Origin of the sequence: Pseudoalteromonas sp. Z1A2, from assembly GCF_011378755.1 — a bacterium.
Lineage (GTDB): Bacteria > Pseudomonadota > Gammaproteobacteria > Enterobacterales > Alteromonadaceae > Pseudoalteromonas > Pseudoalteromonas distincta.
In genome coordinates, this window is record NZ_WTKX01000042.1 from 1 (window position 1) to 20,563 (window position 20,563).

The 20,563-nt window shown below is 37.3% G+C and carries 16 protein-coding genes and 1 pseudogene; 7 read left to right on the forward strand and 10 right to left on the reverse strand.

Features of this window, described 5'->3' with window-relative positions:
- Together GQR47_RS20555 and GQR47_RS19190 are read left to right on the forward strand one after the other, a co-directional pair.
- A pseudogene (locus tag GQR47_RS20555) lies at nucleotides 1-122 on the forward strand (DUF305 domain-containing protein); the annotation flags it as partial.
- A 33-nt stretch (nucleotides 123-155) separates the two neighbouring features.
- Complete coding sequence (locus GQR47_RS19190; protein WP_016900199.1) at nucleotides 156-887, forward strand: glutaredoxin; 732 nt, start codon at nucleotides 156-158, stop codon at nucleotides 885-887.
- 216 nt (nucleotides 888-1,103) lie between these two features.
- Here GQR47_RS19190 and GQR47_RS19195 read toward each other — a convergent pair whose 3' ends face one another.
- The 8 genes from GQR47_RS19195 to GQR47_RS19230 are packed head-to-tail and all read right to left on the reverse strand — an operon-like array spanning nucleotide 1,104 to nucleotide 9,738.
- Nucleotides 1,104-1,430 (reverse strand): DUF6488 family protein, encoded by a 327-nt coding sequence (locus GQR47_RS19195; protein WP_016900200.1) that lies wholly within the window; start codon nucleotides 1,428-1,430, stop codon nucleotides 1,104-1,106.
- 25 nt (nucleotides 1,431-1,455) lie between these two features.
- Nucleotides 1,456-1,986, reverse strand: coding sequence for a hypothetical protein (locus GQR47_RS19200; protein WP_165724355.1), 531 nt, complete (start codon nucleotides 1,984-1,986; stop codon nucleotides 1,456-1,458).
- A 13-nt stretch (nucleotides 1,987-1,999) separates the two neighbouring features.
- Nucleotides 2,000-2,695, reverse strand: a complete 696-nt coding sequence (locus GQR47_RS19205; protein WP_165724357.1) for a HupE/UreJ family protein — start codon at nucleotides 2,693-2,695, stop codon at nucleotides 2,000-2,002.
- Nucleotides 2,685-5,828, reverse strand: a complete 3,144-nt coding sequence (locus GQR47_RS19210; RefSeq protein ID WP_165724358.1) for a CusA/CzcA family heavy metal efflux RND transporter — start codon at nucleotides 5,826-5,828, stop codon at nucleotides 2,685-2,687. The genes GQR47_RS19205 and GQR47_RS19210 overlap by 11 nt, the downstream gene beginning before the upstream one ends.
- A 9-nt stretch (nucleotides 5,829-5,837) precedes the next feature.
- Complete coding sequence (locus GQR47_RS19215) at nucleotides 5,838-7,076, reverse strand: efflux RND transporter periplasmic adaptor subunit (RefSeq protein ID WP_008467197.1); 1,239 nt, start codon at nucleotides 7,074-7,076, stop codon at nucleotides 5,838-5,840.
- An 8-nt stretch (nucleotides 7,077-7,084) separates the two neighbouring features.
- Nucleotides 7,085-8,365: a TolC family protein gene (locus GQR47_RS19220; RefSeq protein WP_008467195.1), complete on the reverse strand. Its 1,281-nt coding sequence runs from the start codon at nucleotides 8,363-8,365 to the stop codon at nucleotides 7,085-7,087.
- 12 nt (nucleotides 8,366-8,377) lie between these two features.
- Nucleotides 8,378-9,352, reverse strand: coding sequence for a M56 family metallopeptidase (locus GQR47_RS19225; RefSeq protein WP_008467193.1), 975 nt, complete (start codon nucleotides 9,350-9,352; stop codon nucleotides 8,378-8,380).
- 2 nt (nucleotides 9,353-9,354) lie between these two features.
- Nucleotides 9,355-9,738 carry a BlaI/MecI/CopY family transcriptional regulator gene (locus GQR47_RS19230; RefSeq protein ID WP_008467191.1) on the reverse strand — a complete coding sequence of 128 codons (384 nt, stop codon included), beginning with the start codon at nucleotides 9,736-9,738 and terminating at the stop codon, nucleotides 9,355-9,357.
- 96 nt (nucleotides 9,739-9,834) lie between these two features.
- On the opposite strand from GQR47_RS19230, the gene GQR47_RS19235 reads away from it, so the two are divergent.
- Nucleotides 9,835-10,188 (forward strand): DUF3147 family protein, encoded by a 354-nt coding sequence (locus GQR47_RS19235; protein WP_008467186.1) that lies wholly within the window; start codon nucleotides 9,835-9,837, stop codon nucleotides 10,186-10,188.
- Between the two features lie 170 nt (nucleotides 10,189-10,358).
- On the opposite strand, the gene GQR47_RS19240 is transcribed toward GQR47_RS19235, so the two are convergent.
- Together GQR47_RS19240 and GQR47_RS19245 are read right to left on the reverse strand one after the other, a co-directional pair.
- Nucleotides 10,359-11,738, reverse strand: a complete 1,380-nt coding sequence (locus tag GQR47_RS19240) for a DEAD/DEAH box helicase family protein (protein ID WP_008467184.1) — start codon at nucleotides 11,736-11,738, stop codon at nucleotides 10,359-10,361.
- Entirely contained in the window at nucleotides 11,732-12,280 is a 549-nt protein-coding gene (locus GQR47_RS19245; protein ID WP_165724360.1) for a hypothetical protein, read from the reverse strand. The genes GQR47_RS19240 and GQR47_RS19245 overlap by 7 nt, the downstream gene beginning before the upstream one ends.
- A 197-nt stretch (nucleotides 12,281-12,477) precedes the next feature.
- Between GQR47_RS19245 and GQR47_RS19250 the strand changes: the two genes are divergently transcribed.
- The 4 genes from GQR47_RS19250 (at nucleotide 12,478) to avs1c (ending at nucleotide 20,150) form a co-directional block, all read left to right on the forward strand.
- Entirely contained in the window at nucleotides 12,478-12,786 is a 309-nt protein-coding gene (locus GQR47_RS19250; protein ID WP_165724362.1) for a helix-turn-helix transcriptional regulator, read from the forward strand.
- A gap of 144 nt (nucleotides 12,787-12,930) precedes the next feature.
- Nucleotides 12,931-14,115, forward strand: a complete 1,185-nt coding sequence (gene avs1a, locus GQR47_RS19255) for an AVAST type 1 anti-phage system MBL fold metallo-hydrolase Avs1a (RefSeq protein WP_165724364.1) — start codon at nucleotides 12,931-12,933, stop codon at nucleotides 14,113-14,115.
- A gap of 1 nt (nucleotide 14,116) precedes the next feature.
- Entirely contained in the window at nucleotides 14,117-19,891 is a 5,775-nt protein-coding gene (gene avs1b / locus GQR47_RS19260) for an AVAST type 1 anti-phage system protease Avs1b (RefSeq protein WP_165724365.1), read from the forward strand.
- A gap of 13 nt (nucleotides 19,892-19,904) precedes the next feature.
- Nucleotides 19,905-20,150: an AVAST type 1 anti-phage system protein Avs1c gene (avs1c, locus tag GQR47_RS19265; protein WP_165724367.1), complete on the forward strand. Its 246-nt coding sequence runs from the start codon at nucleotides 19,905-19,907 to the stop codon at nucleotides 20,148-20,150.
- Nucleotides 20,151-20,563: the final 413 nt, after the last annotated feature.

Below are 20,563 nucleotides of genomic sequence, written 5' to 3' on the forward strand. Positions count from 1 at the left end.
AAGCACAGCGTCGTGAGATTAAAGAGATGCAGTGGTTACTGAACGATATAGAAAAAAATGGCCTAGCAGAAACTCAGGAACAAGCACAATCTAGAGCTGTACCGGATTTTAATGCTAAGTAAAATTTTATAAGAATACGTAAAAGGGAGCTAAACATGAGTAAATCAGCAGAGCTTTATAGAATGGCAACAGATGAGCATATTTGCCCATTTGGCTTAAAGTCAAAAGACCTTCTAGAACGCGAGGGTTATGATGTTAATGATCACTTATTATCTTCTCGTGAACAAACAGATAAATTTAAAGCAAAGCACAACGTAGAGACCACACCACAAACATTTATTGCTGATAAACGTATCGGTGGTTATGACGACTTACGTGATTACTTTGATAAGCCAAAAGCTGGACAGCAAGGTACAACTTACACCCCGGTTATTGCAATCTTCGCGGTCGCATTTTTACTAAGTTTGGCATTTAGTTTTGCAATGGGTCATGGATTAATTTCCATGAAAACCGTGGAGCTATTTGTTGCGTTAACTATGGCTGTGTTGGCAATACAAAAACTTCAAGATTTATTTAGTTTCTCAAATTCATTTATCACTTATGACTTAGTGGCGATGAAAGTAGTGAGGTATGCCTATGTTTACCCATTTTTAGAAGCGTTTGTTGGTATTGGAATGATAGCTGGGTTGCCAGCATATAGTATTGCTCCTATTTCATTATTTATTGGTGGTGTTGGTGCTGTTTCTGTTTTTAAAGCCGTATATATAGATAAGCGCGAACTCAAATGTGCATGTGTAGGCGGTGATAGTAATGTACCGTTAGGCTTTATTTCACTTACAGAAAACCTGTTTATGATCGCTGCTGGGATATGGATGCTTGCCAGGTAGAAGGTAAAGTATTTAATTTAAAAATATAATGAACAGTTTATTTATGGGGGTACCTGACCCAGTCTAAAGTCTGAATTATCTCTTTGAGTCCAGCATCAATCTGTTCTGACACTTCGAAGACCTCACCAACTTCGATTGCTAAATAGCTAAAAGTGTTTTTGACGATAAATAGTTAATTGGCACTGTAAAAACTCACAGTGCCAATTAACAATTAGATTAGAAATCGTTTTTCGATTTTACATCTACAAGCTGACCATTTTTAGCTATTTTGAAATAAACTTGTTCACTATCATTTGATGCTTGGATAATATAAGTATCATCGCTCTCGTTTACGACAGTAAATGCTTCTGAAGAAATACCTTTCCAAGAATCATTTAGTTTTCCAACCTCAAAACCATAGTCTTTAAAGGCCAATTTCTTTATTGATTTAGCTGCAATACTAATAGCTTGTTGATCGCTAACGTGACCATGATCACTATGTGCTAGAACACCAGTACTCATTAATGAAATACAAACTAATGCTATTGGAATTAATCTATTCATTGTTTTCTCCTATTAAGTTTTAAGTTTATTGTTTTAAGCCAATTACTTTATATTGTCCTTTTACTAAAAGCTGTATAGCTACGGGGTTATCTGAGTTGTTTTTCCAGTACCAGCCATGTGAGCCCCCAAATGGGGCGGTAAAGCTGCCCTTCATTTCGCTTAAATTGGCAATTGCATAGCTTTCGAAGTAACCGGTTGTGTCTCCTGCTGGCTCTCCGTGTAAATCAAAATGTAAAGAAGCGCCATCGGTCATCCATTCGTAGGTCATTTTTTCATATTGTTGCATCTCAAATTTATATTCAACCCCGCGATTTGCAGGGATAGTGACTTCAATTGTTTGAAACTCATCACTGCCCACTTGCAATGAATCTGATGTTTTAAGTGGTTTTTGCGCTGATGTCTGAGCTATTTTAGTAACGCCCAGTTGTTTACCGAGCCCGGTTGGATCAATGTTATATTCTGCCGGAAGGATAAATAGCACAAAGGCGATTATCGCAACTAATGAAGCGGTGATACTGGCTTTTATAAGTGTTTTTGAACTAACTGTATGTTGCATATATTTCTCTAAATTAATTAATTATATAGCCGGTTAATTGAAGGCCGACTAGCATTAAGCCGGCACTCATTAACGCACCGTTGATAAATGTTGAAAAACGATGAAATGACGGCCGTTTACGCCACACATTAATGGCAATTAAGATAACTGCGAGCGCTAAAAATTGGCCAAGTTCTACGCCAATGTTAAAGGCAATTAAATTTGTCAGTAATCCATCTTCGGGTAATTGAAACTCTTGTAACTTGGTTGCTAAGCCAAAGCCATGAAACAAACCAAAAATAAGCACAGCCATTTTTGTATTTGGCTGCCAATTAAAACAACGCTTAAACCCACCTAAGTTATCAAAGCCCTTATAAATAACTGAAAAACCGATAATAGCGTCAATTAAATAGGCATTAATCTGAATATCGCCAAGCACACCAAGTAGTAAGGTTGTGCTGTGGCCGATGGTGAACATGGTGACATACAGCAATACATCTTTGCTGCGATATAAAAAGAAGATCACACCGATTAAAAACAATATATGGTCGTAACCGGTGATCATGTGTTTTGCCCCAATATAAATAAATGGCACAAACTGTACACCTTGGTTTTGCTCTAAAAAAGCGCGAGTACTATCATCGACTCCGTGTGCTAATGCCTCAAAGCTTAATAAAGCCAAAATAAGCATTAAAATCACTATGCTAAAGTTTATTATTTTAGTTGGCATCAGATCGCTCCAACGTTTCACTTTCAGTCAAAATAGACTCCTTTTCTTTGTGTAAAAGTCGATAGAGTGCGGGGATCAAAAATAATGTTAGTAAGGTCGATGAAATGATGCCACCAATCACCACGGTCGCTAGAGGTCGCTGTACTTCTGAACCAATTCCTGTATTAAGTGCCATAGGTATAAATCCTAATGAGGCAACCAGTGCTGTAGTTATAACTGGACGTAAGCGAGTTAATGCCCCTTCTGTTATCGCTTGATTAAGCCCCATCCCTGAGCTGCGTAACTCACGAATAAACGATACCATTACCAAGCCATTTAATATGGCGATACCAGATAAAGCAATAAAGCCAACAGCAGCAGATATTGAAAATGGAATATCACGCAACAACAATGCTGCAATTCCACCTGTAAGCGCTAAAGGCACACCGGTAAAAATAATTGCAGCATCTTTAAGTGAGTTTAAGGCTAAAATAAGTAAACCTATAATCATTAACAATGTAACTGGCACAACCACACTTAACCGCTCAGAGGCCGATTGTAACTTTTGAAACGTTCCTCCATATTCAATCCAATAGCCGGAAGGGATCGTAACTTCATTTTCAATAGTCGCTTGAATCTCACCAACAAAACTTCCTAAGTCTCGCCCTCTAACATTAGTGGTTACTACAATACGCCGTTTGGCATTCTCACGATTAATTTGATTTGCACCATTAGTTAGCTTGATGGTAGCTAATTCTTGTAATGGTATAGAGCTTCCATTTGGTAAGTTAATAGGTAAGTAACCCAACTTTTCAACATTACTACGTTGCACTTCTTCTAAACGAACGACAATATCAGAACGAATATCGCCTTGATAAAACTTGCCTGCGATAGCTCCTCCTAATGCGGTAGCTAACTGTGACTGAATTTGTGCTTTGCTTATACCAAACTGACTTAGCTTTTCAGTATTGGGTATAATTTCAAGCATAGGTAGACCTGTTGTTTGCTCAACCATCAAATCAGCTACGCCATCAACATTTGCAATCGCAGATTCAATTTCTTTTCCTAACGTAGCGAGTGTTTCAAAGTCATCACCAAATACTTTAATCGCTAATTCTGCGCGAACGCCGGCAAGCAATTCATTAAAACGCATTTGAATTGGCTGTAAGAATTCATATCTGTTACCTGGAATAGGCTCGACTAGTGCAGCTAACTCTTCTACTATTTGAGCTTTAGATTTATTTGGGTTTGGCCACTGATCTCGTGGTTTTAGAATAATAAAGTTATCAGCTACGCTAGGTGGTACTGCATCTGTTGCTACATCCGCGGTACCAATTTTTGCAAATACGCGTTCTACTTCAGGCATCTGCGTAATTTTTTCTTCCAACACTTTTTGTAGCTCAATCGCTTGGCTTAATGATGTACCAGGAATACGAAGCGCATGCATGGCAATGTCTCCTTCATCAAGATTTGGTGCAAACTCGCTTCCTAAGCGTGTCGCTTGATAACCAAAGAATGTTACGAGTAAACAAGTTATTAGCACCACAGCCCAGCGGCCTTTTAATGCTAATGAGAGTACCGGCTTATAAATACGACTTAACCCCAGCATAATATGATTAGGTTTTTCTTTAATTGGCTTTTTAAATAATAGGGCGATCATTGCAGGCACAAATGTGATCGAAAGCGCCATTGAACAAAGCAAAGCAATCACAACCGTTAATGCCATTGGATGGAACATTTTTCCTTCAACGCCTTCAAGCGCGAAAATAGGTAAATAAACAACGGTGATGATGAATACACCGAATAAAGCGGGTCGAATAACCTCTCGTGTAGCCGTAAAAACAATGTCTAAACGTGCTTTTAAAGAAAGAGGGGTATCACCTCTCATACTTAAACGACGTAAGCAGTTTTCGACGATAATTATCGTACCATCAACCAATAGACCAAAATCTAATGCCCCTAAACTCATCAAGTTTGCACTGACTCGCGTATGTACCATACCGGTTATTGTCATCAACATTGCAAATGGGATCACTAAAGCCGTTAAAAATGCGGCTCTGAAATTCCCCAGTAATATAAATAATACAACAATAACTAAAATGGCCCCTTCGAGCAGGTTAGTTTGAACAGTATTAAGCGTTTTATCTACCAGTTTAGTTCGGTCATAGACGGCTTTTGCAACTATACCTTCGGGTAAACTGCCATTGATTTCTTTTAACTTTTCACCAACGCCTTGTGCAACTGTGCGACTGTTCTCACCTATTAACATGAACACGGTGCTCATCACCACTTCGCGGCCATTTTGTGTAGCAGCACCAGTACGCAATCCTTTGCCATCACTTATAGTGGCAACATCTTTAATAAACACTGCACTGCCGTCTATGGTTTTGATGGGTAAATTAGTGATTTCAGTTAAACCAGCAACCTGACCTGGGACACGAATTAACCATTGCGCACCGCTTTTTTCAATAAATCCGGTGCCTTGGTTTTGGTTGTTTTGACCAATAGCATCAACAACATCTGCTGAGGTAAGATTATAAGCCAGTAGTTTTTCAGGTTTAAACGCAACGAGAATTTCACGCTCGTAACCACCAATAGGGTTTACTTCAACAACACCTGGTACCCGCATTAATTGAGGGCGAATTGTCCAGTCATGTACTGTTCGTAAATCAATGGGGGTTATATCACTACCGTCGGGATTTTTAGCACCAGGCACAGCATCAACCGTAAACATAAAAATCTCACCTAATCCAGTAGCAATGGGACCAAGCTCAGGTAAAAGGTTTATCGGCAACTCCGAACGTGCACTAGACAACCGCTCATTAACCAACTGACGAGCAAAGTAAACATCGGTATTATCAGCAAAAATAGCAATAACCTGAGATAAACCATAACGAGACACTGAGCGTGTGTTTACAAGTCCTGGTAACCCCGCAAGTGCGTTTTCGAGGGGGAAAGTAACGCGTTGTTCAACCTCTAACGGCGTATAGCCTGGCGCTTCGGTGTTGATCATAACCTGAACATTGGTTATATCAGGTACTGCATCAATAGGCAGTTTAGTAAAATTCCATAAGCCTAATCCTGCAATGGCTAATACCATGACAAGAACGAGGATATTGCGCTTTATAGCAAAGCGTAAAATCGATTCTAACATTACGCTCTCCTAGTGATCGTGTGACGCGCCAGATTTTTCAATATCGGCTTTGATGACATAGCTATTTTCAGTAACATACTCGGTACCGGCAGGCAGTCCACCTAGTACTTCTATCCATGTTGCATCTGAACGACCCAGCTCAAGCATCCTGACTTCATATTCATCAGCGACTTTTGCATACACGACCGTAAAATCACGAAAGCTCTGTAAGCCTATTTTCTTTACCGCTAAAGGAACTTCAAAAGAAGCAGTTTCAATATCGGCTTTAACAAAACTCCCTTCCAACAAAGGCTCAGTCTGTTGTGCCAACGTAACCCACACCATTCTTGCCTGATCACTTCTAACTTTTGGCTCTATAAATGATACCTTACCAGCAATATTCACAAGACTACCTTCTGCCTTAATGCTCACTAGAGTGCCTTGAGATACTTTGCTGTAATCGCTCGGGTAGACAGCTAATTTAACGACAGATTGACTCGCGTCTGTGATAACAAGCAGTTCACGGTTATTCGTTTGCTCACCTGAATTAGCCATTTGTTTTGCGACAAAACCAGCAATAGGCGATTTTATCTCATAGGGGTTTAAACTTTCATTACTTTCAATCGTCATTAAAGTTTGGCCTTTATTTACTTTATCGCCAAGCTTTACATTTAAGTGCGTAATAACACCTTCAAAACGTGCAAAAACAGTGCGGTGCGCACTCGGCGGTAACCAAACCTGTCCATAAGCAGGGATCGTTTGATGAAGCTTTTGAGACCCTGCAATTGCAGTTTCAATCGCCATTGCATCTACTACTGCGGGTTCGATTTTTGTTCGCCCCTCTAGGTTATCGTATTGCCAACGATATGTTTTTCCTTGGTAGCTCGCATTTACTGTGACAATAAAAGAGTGCGGTTCGTAAATTTCCATATCCCCACGTAAAAAGTCACTTTGGCTAATAAACTTAATATCATCAATCACATTACCTAATCGGGTTAACGTAACCGTTAATTCAACATCGTCGGGATTAATTGGGTTTTTATTATCTGTTAACCATACTCTAAACTCAGGTGGTACGCCTGTTTCGAAAATCGCTAACTCCAATGCGAAGTTTCCTTCACGAAGCATACGACCATTATGCGGCCCTTTTTCAGGCTCTGCTTGCTCTGTAGTAGGTGTTGATACTGCGCTAGCGGGTAAATGTACCCCCGCGCTGAGGCCGAGTAATACGGCAACGGTTATGGAGGAAATAAAGTTTGTCGTTTTCATAAATAATCTCATTGTTCTATCGATGCGCCAGTAAGACGCTGAATTTCTATATGTTGTAAATGTAAGCTTTCATAAGCGCTAAGTAGTTCTGATTGCGCGCTTAATTGCGCCTGACGCACGCTACTCCACTGGTTGTAATTCAATTTACCAACGTTAAATGCTTGTTTTGCTTGGGTAAGCGCGGTTTCTAGCGTGGGAATGATTTCATTTTTTGAGGTGGTAATTACATGAACAGAATGCTTAACTTCTTGAAGCAAAGCATAAAGCTGGCTATTAGCTTGTTGAGTTAAACTCTTCGCTTGCGCTGTTAATACATCTTGCTCGGCACGTAACTTAGCGACCGTTCCGGCATTGCTGCCAGATGCTCCCCACGGAATAGAAACACCGGCCACGAGCCCATAGTCATCCGTTGATTCATAACGACGTAAGCCTGTTGTAAATTGCCATTGTGGTTTTGCTTCAATTTGAGCTAATTCAATGTGTGATTGTGCAATACGTTTTTGACTTGCTAACTGCATCAAACGAGGCGCATTTTTAAAGCGCTCGAACTGTGACTGAAAATCTACAATTTTAGGTAACTGCAATAAGTTACCTGTAAGTGTAAAGTCAGTGCGAGGCTCTGCCCACAAGGCTGAAAGCTGATATTTTCCGCTGGCTATTTCATGCTCAAGATCTTCGACAAGTAATTTTTGTTTAATTAGTTCAGCTTTGGCTAAATTTTTATCAATAGCCAACGACTGACCAATACGAACTCGTTTATCTATTGCATTTACAACTTCATTCGCTTGTCTTACTGCCATTTTATTGAGCTTTAGTGCCTCTTCTTTCACCAGTAGTTGAATAAATTGCTTCGCAGTCATCGCGGCTAAATCAAGTGCAATAATTTGTTTATCTAAACGTAACTGCTCAAGTTCAGACTGGCTTGCTTTTACGCGACTATCAATTTGCTCTTGTTGAATCAGCCAAGAGAAAGTTAAGGTTGATTGCATATTTTGCAAACCACTATGCTCACCTGTCCCAAAAGCATCTTCAACCATTAAGCCTATTTGTGGTCTTTGGCCTATACTTGCTTGCTTTATTTTGCCTTGCTGGGCTTTATCTCGATAAAAGAAGCCCTGTAACTGCGGGTTGTTAGCAAGCGTGAATGAGATGGCTTGCTTTAGATTTAATGTTTGATAAGCCTCAGCACTTGCAAAACACGGCAGTGCTGTAAAAGCCATCAATACCCCCACAAAAAACCGACTGCCAATCGGTTTTTTGTGGGTGAAATGACTACTAAATGATTTCATTTTAATCCTTACTTAGTGGATGAAAAAAGTTTCGATAAGATGGTGGACACTATCGACAGTCGACAGTGTGAATAAACTGATAACCACAAAGCTAAACAAAGTGATCATTAAAAGTAGCTTAGGCGTAGTGGAGATTGGCATTAACAATGTTTGTATACGCTGAGTTATTTGCTCATTACTAAAATGACTCATGTATATATTGTCATTCGTAATATGTTGTTGTCGTTGAAATCGAGCAACATTAATAAGTGCTTGAGCCACATCTAAGCCATCAAAACTTTGCGTTGCACCGACATCAGCAATTTGTTCTGTTAAAGCCGTATAAGATTGCTGTAACGCCGCGCGCGTTGACGCAGGAAAACACCAACCAAATAGACTAAACAGTGTTTTAAAAAGCGGATCTCGGGCTTTTAAATGTGCTAGTTCATGCTGTATGACTATGTGTACTGTTTTTTCATCAAGTGCTTGTAATCCGCTGGTTATATATACTTTTGGATTGAAAAAACCAACAGTAAATGCCTCTGGTATAAGGTGTTCAATAACGTGTACAGACTGGTTTGGATAATCTTTGTGAGGTTGAGTATTTGATAAAGCCAACAGACTGCTCATTGCTGAACTATGTCTATTAAGACTAAAAAATGCATGTACGCTAGCACTTGCCATCAAACAAACAGCCGATATAAGCAATACCGAATGCCAACTATATACAGAGAAAACCTCAAGGTGATGCCAGTGAGCGACTCCTTGCCACCAATTAGACATTGGATTTTGATGTGCCTGCCAAAATACAGCTGCACACAATAATGAGATCCACCAAGGGCTGCTAATAGTTAACCAAAGCATGAACTTACGCTCGGTAAACTGGAAAATAGTAAGTTTTTTACAAAGCGAGGTGTGGAAGAAGGAAATCAATATGATCACACAAATAAAAGCGGTCACCGCTGCGCTCGCTAGATTTAAAAACACGGCCCAATTTCCAACAATCATGTTTACACTTTTCCGCTTCGTAGTTTTCGCTGCTGCTCTATAAGTTTTTCGAGCTCATCTAATTGTGTATCATTAAAATTAGTCGAAGTAGAAGAAAATGCAGCAATTAAACTGTTTTCACCCTCTTCAACAAAGTCAGCTGTAATATCATTTATTAAAGTAGCTATAAGCGAGTTACGATCAACTTTAGTTCGGTAATTATAAGCATGACCCTGCTTAGTTCTGCTAAGAAGGCCTTTTTTATAAAGTCTTTCAAGGGTGCTTTGAATAGTATTGAGAGTGCAGCCACGTGTTTTACCTAAACGACTGTGCACATGCTTTGCATCCGCTTCTTTAGAAGACCACAAATATTGAAGTACTAGTTTTTCTAATTCGCCTAACTGCATAATCAAATATCTCTTAACAACATAGCCATATCATGGCAAAATAAAAACCGATAGGCAATCGGTTTTTATTTTTTTATTTAAAAAGGAAAGTAATACATGGGTTGGATAATTTTTAAATACTTAGTGACAGCAGCAATTGTTGTAGCGGTTTCAGAGGTCGCAAAGCGCAGTGATAAACTCGGAGCACTAATTGTAGCACTTCCATTGGTAACCATTTTAGCGATGATTTGGTTGTACGTTGAAAAACAGCCGCCAGAGAAAATTGCGAGTCATGCCTGGTACACATTTTGGTATGTTGTGCCTACCTTACCGATGTTTTTAATATTTCCATCATTACTACACCGATTTGGTTTTTGGCCATCACTCGGCCTCAGCGCCTTAATAACTTGTTTTATTTTTGGAGTGTTTGCATTCGTCGTTAGTAAATTTGGAATAAATTTATTACCCTAAAAGTTGTTTCTGAAATTAATAATATGGTGAAATCAAGGATGTAGCTGAGGCAATAATTTCGATACTTATCTCTAAAAAATTTCCCATTACTTAGCAGAGTCAAATAAAAGCTAGCCTTATTTATGTACTAAGAGTGATAATATAAACAGAATATGGCTCATTTTATGGAACTATAAAAATGCTTCTATAACTCTAGTTCTAAGTGATTTAATTTGTATACTGCTCAATGAACAACCTGAAAGCAGCTCATAATAAGCTAAACCGCGCTCTGAAGTTAGGCCCCCTAGAACGAGTTTATCAAGGTTTTCTTTTAACTTATTATCCCTGTTTATTTTTGGCAATGTTAAAGGTCTAAATGTATCTTTTCTCACCAAAGTTGTGTCACATTCCATATCAACATAAGAGCAACTATCTGGTATATCAATATTAATACGCTCAGCAAACTCAATTAAGCTTGTTTCTGCAAATGTGAATAACCAGGCGAATTCAACTTTACCTTTGCCAGACCTAAGAATGCGCCCTAGAACTTGCCTAAAATACAACTCTGTTTTTATAGAGCTTAAATGACAACATACTTGTAGCCTAGGTATGTCGGTCCCTTCACTGATCATACCAACACTAACGATCCACTGTTCAGTAGATGACTTAAATGAGTTGATCTTCTGTGTTGAATTATCGTGTAAGTAAGTAACTATGGTTGACGTTTGATTAAATTCTTCAATTAATAAGCTGTTTATCATTTCAGCGTGCTTAACTGAAGACGCAACAACTAGGCCGCCGGCAGCCGGGTTTGAAGCTCTTATCTCCGACAGTTTTAATACGGCTAACTTCAATAAATACCTAAGTGCAGAGTCATTATTAAGTACCTCTTGGTACGCTGATTGAGCTTGTTTAACAAATTCAGCTATTGATCCATATGTATCTTGGCCATCCGAAATACTATTGCTATCAACTAAAACTATTTTTGGCTCTCTACAGACGTTATCTCTAATAGCTTGACTCAAGCTGTATTGATAATCGCATATCAACTCACCTTCTGGGTCAGAATAATTCACTAAAGCAATAGGAAGGGCGTCTGAGCGCCAAGGAGTGCCCGATAGCGCAAGTGTGTAAGTTGCAATATCCTGTAAATGGAAAACAACTTTCTCACCCCACGTATTGATTTTAGATTTATCTTGCGAGAATGAGCAGTGATGTATTTCATCAAAAATAAAAAATGTACGATACTTTCTAAGCCCATCCCAAGTACTTTCAGGAATAGAGCATAAGCTTTGATAAGTCATAGAGGCACCTACAGCCGTAAATGAGCCATCAAACGAACACCCAATTATTTTTCCAAATGTTCTTTTGATATTATTAGCCACTTCAACCGATGGTGAAAAGCAGATCACTCTATCTATCATTCCTTTATCAAATAACGTTTTGGCCAATGAAGCTGCCATTATTGTTTTACCAGCACCAGGAGTGGCCTGACATAGAAAGTGCTTATCAATAGCTGTATATTTTTTTACTGCTAACTCAACACATTCCCTTTGCCAACTTCTCAGCATTGCCGTGCACCATTATCCAAAGAGGCCAATATATTAGTTAAAGCGTTAACTTTTCCTAATAACTTCGCTGAATTATTTTTAGCATCGTCTAATGCAGAATAAAACAAGCTAAGGTGCTCAGGGAATCGCTTTTGTAGAGCTTTATATTCATCAACTTCCCCTAACAAAATCGCAAGCTCAGCCTCAAACTGTTTCTTTTCATTCAATAAAGTTTCAACAAGCGGTGATGCTTGATTATTAGTATGACTGCTAATTGATTTTTCTTTTTCAATTACAACTTGTTTCGCCACAAACGTAGCGTTATTAAACAGCTCAGTTTTAAAATATTTTTTATGGCGGCCACTTCCTTTTGAATTTAGGAGTTCCTTCCGCTCAAGAGCTGTCGTTTGTCTATAAATGAATTTACGTGCCTCATCTATATCTTGATATGTATCAGTTACGGTTAATAACTCATCCCTGAGCTCGACAATTGTAAAGCCATTGCACTCTTTTTCGATCAAAAGGGAATAAATATGTTGGTTTAATTTGATAACGTGGGGCATTTCTTATACTACAACAATTAAGAAAACTTAGGGTTGCTAAGTATATAGAACAATGCAAAACTTAGAAATACTAAGTTTTATGCTTGAGAGTGATTTTAAGAACATACCCACAAATCAGACTTAGGATTCCTAAGTGTACAAACTATTGTAAAACTTAGACAATCTAAGCTATTAGAGACTGAAAAAATGATACTTTTGTGTTCCAAAATCCAATCCCAATTAGACTCAAACAAGCCCGCGCTAAGTCAGGTATTACTCAAAAGCAGCTGGGGATACTTATCGGTATGGATGAAAACTCAGCGAGTGGTCGCATGAACCACTATGAAAAAGGCCGTCATATTCCAGATTTAACGACTCTAAAAAAGATCGCTGATGAACTAAATGTTCCATTGAATTATTTTTTCTGTGAAGATGAGACAACAGCAGAGCTAGTAATTGAAATATCAAAGTTAGACACGGAGAAAAAGCTTGAGCTAATCAAGGAACTCAAAAAATCAACTAAATAACTAAAGTTTAAGAATAAACAACCTGATACTAACTTGATATTTTTGGATTAAGTGCTGCGCCAACACATTAACTTTTATAACAATTGATCTGAGAGTATATTTTTAACAAACAAGAATTAAAAAAATCAATAAAGGGAAATTAATGTGAAAATTAAAATGTACCCAGCCGAAAATGGAGATGCATTTTTGATTTGCTCTTCCGATACTAATATTTTGATCGATGGCGGTTATGCAAAGACCTTCGATAAACACATAAAACAAGATCTCGATAACTTAGCGAGTAAAGGTAATATTCTAGATTTAGTTATTGTAACTCATATTGATGCTGATCATATTGGCGGAATTATCCGACTTTTATTACTGAACGAAAGTAAAATATTAAGTAAAGTTATCTCGATCAAAAAAGTTTGGCACAATAGTCTTCGAAGCCTTTCATTACCAAATAGTTCTGAAATTTCACAGGAAAGCTTAGAAATCCTGAAATCGTTCATAAGAAGAGGTCACCCCAAGAATTTAATTGCAGAAACTGAGCAAGTAGAAGAAATTAGCGCTAGACAAGGCAGTACACTAGCAACTTTGATAAATAAAGGTCGATATTGTTGGAATGAGAAACATGGTTTAAAAAACATATGCGTAGAAGAGAATTCATACACATCTCTTCCTAATGGTTCAATAAAAGTTATAACCCCTACAAAGTTAAGACTACAAGAACTTCTACACTCATGGAAAAAAGAGCTAAAGCGTTATGGACTTACTGAATCTGTTACATCAAATACAATTGTCGATGATGCATTTGAGCTAAGCTTAGAACATAGGCAAGAAGAAAATACCAAGCTCCCAGAATTAACATCTTCTGGCCAAAATATAAAGCTTGAGGATATATACTCACCTGATGAGTCAAAAACAAATGGAAGTTCAATTGCAACTATAATTGAGTTAGACGGTGTTAGAGTACTTATGCTAGCTGACGCTTGGGCCGAAGATATTATAGTTGAATTAAATGCAATGAAAGCTCAAGGCGATAACTTAGAGTTTGATGCAATAAAAATATCTCATCACGGTAGTATCCACAACACCAGCCCAGAGCTCCTAAAATTGATAGATGCACCGGCATTTTTTATTTCAACTAATGGTAGTGGAAATCATAATCACCCCGATTTAGAACCCCTTTGTGCAATCGTTGATAGAGAAGCGAATTTTATGAGAACTATTTACTTTAACTATTCAACCTCAGCATCTAGGAAGCTTAAAAACTATCAAACAACCACTGGAGCAACTTTCACAGTTGTAGAAAATGCTACAAATTGGATTAATATCAAAAAGGATTAAGATGCTAGATAAAACAGCACAATCAGCGACATGTAGAATTCAATGTGGTGAGGAGTCAGGAACTGGCTTTCTTGTGTCTTCAAAATTAGTATTGACAGCAAGCCATTGTTTGGAAGATCCGACTGAGAGTAACAATGAGGTTGATGTTGTTTTTGAATATGGCACAACCAAATTACCTCACAAAGCAAAAGTGCTGGATTATGATGAGAGCTTAGATGTAGCTCTATTAGAGCTCGACTCAGAACCCGACTTAACTCCGTTAACTATCAGTTGTCAGATGCCACTAGATGGTTCAAAGTTCTACTCTTATGGATGGCCAGTAGCTAAACTAACAATCGGTCACCGTTTAGAAGGAAAAATAATCCAAACTTTTGAAGCTACAAAACTAAAATCTGACATCGAAATTAGTATTAACCAAGAATTATCTCTAAGTAGTTATAAAGGCTTTTCTGGAGCTGCTTTAATATGCGATGAAGCTTGCGTTGGAATAATTCGAGTTTCAATTGAGAAAACATTACATGTCATTTCAACTTTCACACTACGACATTTTTTAGCTCAAAATGATATTCCAATAACACAAGAAGAAAGTTTGTCTAATAATGAAACCATAGCTTCACGATTTGAATTCGTGAAGCAGTTTGATGAACTACTCACCAAAAATTGCAATAGTTATAGGTTCATTAACGGCGCTCATGGGATAGGAAAATCCACTTTTTGTGATACTTACTCCCCATTGAATGACTCACTTGAACACTTCGCTACTTATTGCTTTTCGCAAAGTCAGAAGTCCAAAAATGCAGTACAGCTAGCACAGCCTATAGAGTTCTTTAATTGGCTAAATATGCAAGTATCAAAATTAATAAACGGGACTCCTATAAGGACAGATAACTATGATTACCACAGGTTAATAAAAGAAACAGAACAGCTCCTTTCCATAGCTTGCAATAAATATGATTTAAATAAAAAAGTAGGTATTTTATTTATTGATGGGCTTGACGAAATTTCTCGGCATGACCCTGCTTTATTAAGTAAGTTCATTGGGCTTTTACCAATACAACTACCTAAAGGCTTGATTATTGTTCTAGCAGCCCCTAACTATGAACAATTTGAAGCTCAATTGGGACAAAGGTTGAATAAAAGTTTATGTATTTCGCTCCCTCCCCTGAAATATAATTCAGCCCAAAGTTTCTGCTATACCAACCTATATAATGAATTTGCAGTACCTAAAACTGTAAACTTAATTTGTGAAAGAGCTCAAGGACACCCTCTATACCTTCGCTATTTAATAGACCTAGTAAACTCAGGATTAACTAAAAAAGAGTTATCTGATTTCCCCCTGATTGATGGAACAATCCGAAATTACTACGATTTACTTTGGTCACAGTTAAAAAACGATGAAGCTGCGGTAAATCTATTAGCAATTGTTGCTCGATTACGATGGGGGATTCCTATTAGTTTCTTTTCGGAGATTTTAAATAAAAGCGAACAAGCTATTCTAATAAGTACTCATAGTAGAATAAAACACTTACTTTTAAATGAGAATGAAACAACCGTCTATCACTCATCATTTTCAGACTTTTTGGTTGAAAAAACTCAATTGCTTGAGAAGAGTATTCAACTGAGACTATTTGAGTTTTGTGAAAAAAATCAAAAGAGTCAATACGGCTTACTTAATTTAATTTATCACGGCCTCAAGATAGAGAATGATGATAAATCTCATGTAATTCTATTATGTAATCAAAGTTGGGTAGATAAATGTGTCCTACAAGGAGTAGAGCCTGACACTTTGCAAATTGATATTCATAAAACCTTAGAGGCTGCAACACTGTTAGGTGATTTAGCTGAAACAGTTCGAATATTATTATTGTCCCAAAGAATTAATTTCCGCTATAGCGTTTTATTTGCTCAATCAGCTAGTTTGACAGCTGGAGCACTTATTTCTATTGGGAAACAAGAAGAAGTTTTGCAACATGTAGTTAGGTATGGTCAGTTAATAATACCTCCTCAAGAATCTTTCAAAATAGTTTTACACCTCTCGAATGAAGAAGCTAATCAAGAAGCTCTCAATCTAACAAGAACTACAGAGATGTTTATTGAGGACAAGTTTGAAAATTTATTAAGTGGAGATGGGATTCCATATGACGAATTTATGAACTTCTTTAGCTTGTACTCTCAACTTTTCATGCTTAAAACTCGACTTGGTGACGAATCCGCTTATAAGAAGTTCGTGAACTTTCAACTTTATTGGTCGGAAGTTATTTCATCCAACGCAAAAAATAAAGAGTATAGCGATGCGTTCAAAAACGAAATGGTAGCTAACTCCCAAGCAACCGCAATGTGCCTACTGGAACACTACGTGCCTATTTCAGAGCTACGCAAGATCTATCGAGGTCCTATCAGTGACTACACAGGAATTATTTTATCCTCGATTCCTATTTATTTTGAGTTATGTCGCTATTACGGCTTAACTGCCAATAGAAGTATACTTACAGTAGTTTTTAATGACCTTCTAACCATCATTGCTGAATGTGGTGGTGGAGTTAATAAACTAAATAGTGTAGCTACTAGCGCTCTTTTAACTCTCAATGCGCCAAAAGAAATTATAGAAACCTTTAGTAAAGAAATTGAAGAGTTGAGCTCCTTTACCTTCATCGGAGAAGACGGAATCACGAGTGATGAATACCTTTTCATTCAAAACATGTCTGACTGGCGACTAAAAGCATATGCTAAAACTTGCTTTAAATGTCCGAATTTTATCCCATTCACTAATAACAACTGGGAAGAAAGCATAAGCTCCATCTGTAAAATAGTTGCTTGGTGTAGTGGCAAAGCAAGAAAATACAATCAAAGTAGTGATGCTAAAGAGCTAGAAAATGTATGGGATATACTCAATAAAAGCGTTATTGATAATATAAAGTTTGTTTTGTCAGAGCGAGAGCAATGGCAAGATTCATATAACATACCTGAGGGTATTTTCCCGCTAATTTACAAGGAATTAGCTGAGACGATATCTCAAAGTTTTGAAAACAAAATTAGCTATTTAATAAACCATCTTAATACTCAGTTTGATACTCAATATGGAATATATTCAGAGGGATTTAGAAGAATACTTAAGAATACGATTGAGTGTTTAACGAGAAAAAAAATAGATTCTCAATCAGAAGATCTTGTTTTCAATTTAGTTCATCAATGGAACAAGTATGTAAGTCAAAATCTTAAAAATAGATATGAACTGATCCCTGAGCTTTTAGAAATAATTGCTTTATATAAAAAATTAGACGCACAAGAGGAAGCAAAAAGAACCTATGAGAGAGTTTTATCTCTTTCAATGGGGCCAAGCTGGTATAAAGAGGACCAATTTGGTTTATGCATTACCGCACTCGAATCTTTAAGTACTACTTCGAACTTAAAACATGAAGTTATCAAAGATATTGCAGGTATACTTGACGCAGCTAGCGGAGAAATGACTTTTCAAAGATTTGTTAGATACGCCAAAAGAGATCTTATTGGTGCCTTGTGTGTAAAAGGTAAGTATAAAATTGCTGTAGATTACTTTATTACACAAACATATGGCACATTAGAACAGATGCACATCGAAGTCACTCGAGATAACATTGACCGGCTCAATGAACTTAGGGGATCTCGCTTTCCTGGCAATGCTCTTGACGAGCAAGATTGCATAGTATTGATTGTTAAAAATATTTATAAAGTTGCTGACTGGCAGCTTTGCTGGGCTCTTCTAGAATGTTTTCAATTTGGAGACGATCGCCATTATAGCAGCTTTACCCAAGCATATGGATTAATCTTAAATAATATTTCAGATGACCAAAGTTCAGTGAGTAAAGCTTTTGATAGATTAGAAATAATCTGTGAGTCAGAATTTAATGACGAATTAAGTAAAGCTCAGTTTATTAATACAATTTTTTCAATTATTTCCGAGGGACTCAGAGAGCAGTTTGAAACAAAGTTTCAAACTGAATTAACTCTGATCAATGAGATTGAAAAAGAGGAAATTACAGATAATGATGAGTCGTTAGCTCCAAATGCTGATGTGCATAAAGATGAAAACTTAGGCCGTAACTCTGATGATATGGTTATTCCTGGTATATTTGGTAAACAGTCAGTAACCCAAATTGCAGAGAAGTTATTAGATAACGCTGAGAGTTTACTTCGCCGAAATAATTTCTCGAGTGCAACAAGTAAAATTTTAGCAGGGATGGAGGCAATGCAAGGTGGTGGTTGGACTATTTGGGGAGAAAGCCTATCAACAACTAGCAGAAGTCGTTTTCTATTGGCACAAACCACCGACTCAGTCCCAGAAATAGTAAAACTATTTTCTTCACTTATTTTAAATGAAACAAACACTCAGCGCTGGCAAATAGCTGAAGGGCTAGTTGATTGGCTGGGGAAGCGGTCATCACATGACATACAAAATAAACTACTAAAGTATACTATTGAGCATATCAATATAATAGTCGGAGATACTTCAGAATACATTACTAGCTACACAAAGGAAAAATCAAATAATAAAGTGGGGAGTAGTCTTGAGGAAAGTCTAACACAACTTTTATGCCATACTCTTAACCACCCTGCTTGGCTAAGAAGAGAAAAAGCAGCTGAGTTAACATCTTGGCTATCAAAATCTTATCCTTCTTTTATTAAATTTTTCAGCCCAAAAGCATTCTCTATGGACTCAGGATCACACTCAGATATTATTTGTGGTGCAATTGAGCTAATACCTTTTAATCTAAAGTTATGGGATCAACTTGCGGACACGCTAGATTTTGAATCTATATTAAACAACTGTAGACACACAGGGAGGTATTCTGTTTTAACTAAACTAGCTAATAAAGCTGTAATACAGGAATCTCAATCAGCACAAGATGCATTAAACATACTTAGGCATCGTTTTAATAAATATAATTCTTTAAATCATGATGAAATAGAGTTACCAGAATGGGCTGAGACTATCAAGTATGAGTGGGATAAACTTGTTCAATATGGTGCTATAAATAATGAAGTCGTAGCTAAAGCCGAAAAGATGATGAGGGAGATCTGCTCACCATTACCAATTGAAAAGGCTTTAGAGTTGGAAGAGTTATTGGCTGAAGGTTACTCTAGTAGCACTACTCCTCCCCAACGTTGGAAGGATAAAGTATTTTATGTATTCCAAGTAGCGCTTACTGATAATGCGTCTGAAAAGAACTATGAATACATAGGGAGTCTATTTAGACAATATAATCCTAATTCACTAACCAAAGAACGCATCATCAACTTTAACTCTCCTGTTGATAAATGGTTTAAATCTAATAAAATTACTCCAGTTCATGAAGGAAAAGTTTATTTAGACTACTGTGAGAGACTATTGTTAGAAGGTGAGCTAAAGTTTGTTAGACTAACAGCATATATTGCAGAGTCACAACAAAGCATCCCACTGATTTCTGGCAGATTTTTATCTACCGAACAAATCAATCAATCCAGTGTAAGTGACCTTGACACCTGCGCTAATGTGGTAGCCAATCCTGCATATTTTGGAGGGTTTACACCTGCAAACCCCGCATATCATTTTATGCAAATTACCAATATTAATAGCTCTGACATCACAAGAGGTTACTGGAAGTCAGGTCGTGTATTGGATGACTATAAAGGAGCACCGATGAATGAAGGGTGCTTCCTTGCTATAAATGAAAAGTCTTTCTATCGCGCTATTAACACTAACATTATTTGGCGGTTAGAAATTGATTTCAAAACTGTTGCACATATAACCTACAATTAACACTGGAGAAGTTATGAAGCTTGAGACATATGATACTCCCCATACTAGAGAAGAGTTTGAGTTGAGATTTCACTATCTCAGTGTTCAAATGAAACACGGTAAATGTCATTTCAATGGGAATATAACGATGGATGGATTAAAAAATATGAGAAAGCTACCAAATGGACGAATTGATTTTTTGAGTGTAAATGAAATGGCACGCTTAATGGCAAACCAAATTTACCATATGCGCAACATGAAACTCCCTGATGACAATTAATTTGGGGTGCTGAAATACTTACTAGCTCCCCTAAAGAAATACTCTTTAAATAATAAAAATTAATCATCAAAAGATAGACAAAGCTACTGTCAAAATTAGGATATATTAAATATGAATAGATCTGGAAAACTATTTTCCAGACCTCAAAAAAGTCCAAATTTCTTTGCTATTTTTCACTTTTTCTGGAAAAGCCTTCTAGACTAGGTAAAGTGTAGGTTTCCAGAGTATTTCCAGATTTGGATGTACAGAGTAAATAAGAACGATGCGCTAGACGCTAAACTCTAAGCGCTCAATTATAAAAAGCCCTTGTTAAGTAATTAGTAAGTAAGCGTCTAGCGAACCACACCTAGCATCGATGTTCTGATTATCTAAAAATACCTGCTCAATGATAAATTCGGAGCAGGTGATGAAAA

What these genes read in the sequence shown, in the direction of transcription:
- GQR47_RS19210 (WP_165724358.1), bottom strand. Translation starts at nt 5,828, where the DNA reads ATGTTAGAATCGATTTTACGCTTTGCTATAAAGCGCAATATCCTCGTT.
- GQR47_RS19240 (WP_008467184.1), bottom strand. Translation starts at nt 11,738, where the DNA reads ATGCTGAGAAGTTGGCAAAGGGAATGTGTTGAGTTAGCAGTAAAAAAA.
- GQR47_RS19200 (WP_165724355.1), bottom strand. Translation starts at nt 1,986, where the DNA reads ATGCAACATACAGTTAGTTCAAAAACACTTATAAAAGCCAGTATCACC.
- GQR47_RS19230 (WP_008467191.1), bottom strand. Translation starts at nt 9,738, where the DNA reads ATGCAGTTAGGCGAATTAGAAAAACTAGTACTTCAATATTTGTGGTCT.
- GQR47_RS19190 (WP_016900199.1), top strand. Translation starts at nt 156, where the DNA reads ATGAGTAAATCAGCAGAGCTTTATAGAATGGCAACAGATGAGCATATT.
- GQR47_RS19245 (WP_165724360.1), bottom strand. Translation starts at nt 12,280, where the DNA reads ATGCCCCACGTTATCAAATTAAACCAACATATTTATTCCCTTTTGATC.
- GQR47_RS19235 (WP_008467186.1), top strand. Translation starts at nt 9,835, where the DNA reads ATGGGTTGGATAATTTTTAAATACTTAGTGACAGCAGCAATTGTTGTA.
- avs1c (WP_165724367.1), top strand. Translation starts at nt 19,905, where the DNA reads ATGAAGCTTGAGACATATGATACTCCCCATACTAGAGAAGAGTTTGAG.
- GQR47_RS19225 (WP_008467193.1), bottom strand. Translation starts at nt 9,352, where the DNA reads ATGATTGTTGGAAATTGGGCCGTGTTTTTAAATCTAGCGAGCGCAGCG.
- GQR47_RS19195 (WP_016900200.1), bottom strand. Translation starts at nt 1,430, where the DNA reads ATGAATAGATTAATTCCAATAGCATTAGTTTGTATTTCATTAATGAGT.
- GQR47_RS19205 (WP_165724357.1), bottom strand. Translation starts at nt 2,695, where the DNA reads ATGCCAACTAAAATAATAAACTTTAGCATAGTGATTTTAATGCTTATT.
- GQR47_RS19215 (WP_008467197.1), bottom strand. Translation starts at nt 7,076, where the DNA reads ATGAAAACGACAAACTTTATTTCCTCCATAACCGTTGCCGTATTACTC.
- GQR47_RS19220 (WP_008467195.1), bottom strand. Translation starts at nt 8,365, where the DNA reads ATGAAATCATTTAGTAGTCATTTCACCCACAAAAAACCGATTGGCAGT.
- avs1b (WP_165724365.1), top strand. Translation starts at nt 14,117, where the DNA reads ATGCTAGATAAAACAGCACAATCAGCGACATGTAGAATTCAATGTGGT.